The organism is Nocardia sp. NPDC059228 (genome assembly GCF_042754245.1).
Lineage (GTDB): Bacteria > Actinomycetota > Actinomycetes > Mycobacteriales > Mycobacteriaceae > Nocardia.
The window spans coordinates 1-1,188 of record NZ_JBHZAL010000141.1; the positions used below are offsets into that span (position 1 = coordinate 1).

Annotated in this window: 2 protein-coding genes; one reads left to right on the forward strand and one right to left on the reverse strand. The window is 72.6% G+C overall.

The window, feature by feature from the left end; translation table 11 throughout:
- The coding region (locus tag ACFXKA_RS43030) for an ABC transporter ATP-binding protein (RefSeq protein WP_379431916.1) at positions 1 to 715 on the reverse strand (715 nt) is incomplete at its 3' end.
- Positions 716 to 889: 174 nt separating this feature from the next.
- On the opposite strand from ACFXKA_RS43030, the gene ACFXKA_RS43035 reads away from it, so the two are divergent.
- A partial coding sequence (locus ACFXKA_RS43035; protein WP_379431917.1) for a sensor domain-containing protein occupies positions 890 to 1,188 on the forward strand: 299 nt, incomplete at its 3' end.

Genomic DNA, 1,188 nt, shown 5'->3' on the forward strand with positions numbered 1-1,188 from the left:
CCGCGACCAGGACCGCGGTCGGCGAGTCGAGGGAATCCCGCACCCTGCCGTCCGCCAGGAACACCACACGGTCCGCGTACGCCGCCGCCACGGGGTCGTGCGTCACCATGATCACCGTCTGTCCTGCGTCGACCATGCCGCGCAGCAGGGTCAGGACCTCCCGGCCCGTCCGCGAGTCCAGCGCCCCGGTCGGCTCGTCTCCGAAGAGCACGTCGGGGCGGGTGACCAGCGCCCTGGCGAGCGCCACGCGCTGCTGCTGGCCACCGGAGAGTTCACTGGGCCGGTGCCCCGCGCGGTCCCGTAGTCCCACCCGTTCCAGCACGTCGAGGACGGCGGCCCGTCCAGGTCCGCGGCCGGCCAGGCGCAGCGGGAGCGCCACATTCTGTTCGGCGGTGAGCGAGGGCAGGAGGTTGAACGCCTGGAAGACGAAGCCGATGCGTTCACGCCGCAGCAGGGTCAGCTTGTTCTCGCTGAGCGCGGTCAGGTCGCGGTCCCCGAGCATCACGGTCCCGCTGGTGGGCCGGTCCAGTCCTGCCGTGCACTGGAGGAGGGTGGACTTGCCGGATCCGGAGGGCCCCATGACGGCGGTGAAGGAGCCCTTGGGTATGTCGAGGGTGACCCGGTCGAGCGCGGTCACGGCCGCCGCGCCCTTCCCGTAGGACCGGGTGACGGAGCTGAGCCGGACCGCGGCGTCGTTCATTGCTGTGTGGTTCATGGTGATCACTCAAGTCGCGGCGGGCGCCCGGCACATCACAGCAGGACGGCATACCCGTGGTGGAGCAGGCTCCACCCCCGGCGAGGTGGAACGGGGCAGGTGGGGCTGGGTACGGGGCGAATGGTGGAGCTGGCTGGGTGGCCGCCCCGTACGCCGCCCGCCTACCGTGCGTCCATGCACTCCCCCAGCCTCTGGCAGGCGCTCCGCGCGCCCCGTTACCTCCGTGGCCCCTGGCCGTGGCGCTCCGCGGCGTATCTGCTGAGCGGCGTGTGCGTCGGAGTGGCGACCCTGGTGTCACTGCTCCTGCTGGCGGTCGTGGGAGGCGCGCTGGCGGTGGTCGTCGTCGGCGTCCCGCTGCTGCTGATGTTCGCGCTCGCGGGCATCCCGCTGGCCTCGCTGGAGCGCCGCCGGCTGCGGCTGGTCGACCCCGCCGTACTCGCCGATCCGCACCGCGAACCGGACGGTACGGGACC